Source organism: Actinomycetospora sp., from assembly GCF_055612215.1.
The window spans coordinates 1-1,163 of sequence record NZ_JBVPVA010000417.1 but is presented as its reverse complement, the minus strand read 5'-3'; the positions used below and the strand labels follow the sequence as shown (position 1 = coordinate 1,163).

2 protein-coding genes are annotated in these 1,163 nt (G+C 75.1%); both read left to right on the top strand.

Annotated elements, in window-relative coordinates:
* On the top strand, positions 1–476 hold a 476-nt coding region (locus AC0CYZ_RS11780), incomplete at its 5' end, for a L,D-transpeptidase (RefSeq protein WP_472215482.1).
* A gap of 273 nt (positions 477–749) precedes the next feature.
* On the top strand, positions 750–1,163 hold a 414-nt coding region (locus AC0CYZ_RS11775), incomplete at its 3' end, for an SDR family NAD(P)-dependent oxidoreductase (protein WP_472215480.1).

The following is a 1,163-nucleotide window of genomic DNA, read 5'->3' as shown; positions in this document are numbered from 1 at the left end:
CGATCGTGCCCGCCGCGGTGTCGAGCGGCGCCGCGAGGACCGCCACCCCCGCCGTCGCCACCTCGCACGTGACGACCCTGCCGGCGCACCGCGCCACCACGACCACCACGACGGCCACCTCCGCCGCCGGCCTGCCCTGCGGGCTCACCGACGGCGCGTGCGTCTCGATCTCGCACAAGCGGGCGTGGCTCGTGCGCGACGGGCGCGTGGTGCTCTCCGCGCCGATCACGACCGGCCGGCCCGGGGAGCGGACCTCGCCCGGCACCTTCCACGTCACCTGGAAGGACGCCGACCACCGGTCCTCGGAGTTCGACGACGCGCCCATGCCCTGGTCCGTCTTCTTCGACGGTGGCATCGCGTTCCACACCGGCAGCCTGTCGCGGCAGTCCGCGGGGTGCGTGCACCTGTCAGACTCCGCGGCGCGGACGTTCTTCCGCACGCTGCACGTCGGCGACACCGTCATCGTGCAGCGCTGACCTGACGGTCCGGCGCCCCGCCGTCCTCGCGGGGCGCCGGCCGTCGTGCCACCCGGGACCGTTCGGGGCGATCCCGTCGAACCGCACGCGACCCAGCTGGGGAACGAAAGCCGCGTGATCCCGGTCCGTCACGCTCCGTGTGTCGGAGCGATGACCCCTCCAACGCGGTCCCCGCCGACGCGTGACGCGGGTCGCGCGCTCAGCACACGGTGGAGTGGCGGGCCCGGATCCGGGTGTGGGTCGCGCACAACCCGTCTCGTTTAGGGTGCGCCGATGGTTTCCGAACGTCCGCTCGCCCTCGTCACGGGCGCGTCGCGCGGGATCGGTGCGGCCGTCGCGACGGCGCTCGCCCCCACCCATGACCTGCTGCTCGGCGGCCGGGACGGCGCGGCGCTCTCCGGCGTGGCGGAGCAGCTCGGCCCGCGGGCGCTCCCGTGGCCGGTGGACCTCACCGACGCCGCCGCGCTCGCCGGCGCGACAGAACGGATCGACGAGCTCGACGTCCTGGTTCACTCGGCCGGGGTCGGACTGCTCGGCACCGTCGAGGAGCTCGACGCGGACACGTGGCGCCGGCAGTTCGAGGTCAACGTCGTCGCGGTGGCGGAACTGACGCGGCTGCTGCTCCCGGCGCTGCGGGCGACCCGTGGGTCCGTGGTCACCGTGAACTCCGGCGCCGGCCTCGCCGCG